The sequence below is a fragment of the Sulfitobacter sp. HI0027 genome (assembly GCF_001634775.1).
Lineage (GTDB): Bacteria > Pseudomonadota > Alphaproteobacteria > Rhodobacterales > Rhodobacteraceae > Sulfitobacter.
The window spans coordinates 1-453 of sequence record NZ_LWER01000268.1; the positions used below are offsets into that span (position 1 = coordinate 1).

General features: G+C 54.3%; 1 protein-coding gene. It reads right to left on the reverse strand.

From position 1 onward, the window contains the following. On the reverse strand, nt 1-394 hold a 394-nt coding region (locus A3722_RS24840), incomplete at its 3' end, for a hypothetical protein (RefSeq protein WP_236627439.1). Nucleotides 395-453 lie beyond the last annotated feature (59 nt).

Consider the following 453-nt stretch of genomic DNA (forward strand, 5'->3'; position numbering starts at 1 on the left):
CGCCCGAAGACGGCTGCGAGCTGGTCACGTACATGGCGACTGATCCATCTGCTCCTAAAACACATGGCCCATGGGGATCATCTTTGAATGCGTGCAGATCGTCACAAAACAGCATGGAGCCGTCGGTTTTCTTAACCAAGATCGCAGCTGCCGTGTGATGCTCTTGAATCAGCATTGAATCCCATGCGGTGGTTTCCCTATCGGACAGAGATATCCGCGTTACGCGTAATGCTTTATGCGTCCATTTGGAACCGAAGCGACGCCAACCGGCCGCGGCTAGCAGGGCCACAGCGATGCCGGCCAAGTTCAAAACAATAGGCCCCGTAAGGTAAGTAGCTGCGATCAGCCTCCCAGCACTCGTGACAAACGCAAACGTCGTTGCGATGAACAGCATGTCTATGGTCGAGTGCGTCTTGTCCCTGCCAGTATATGCCAAGCGGTAAGCTAGGTATC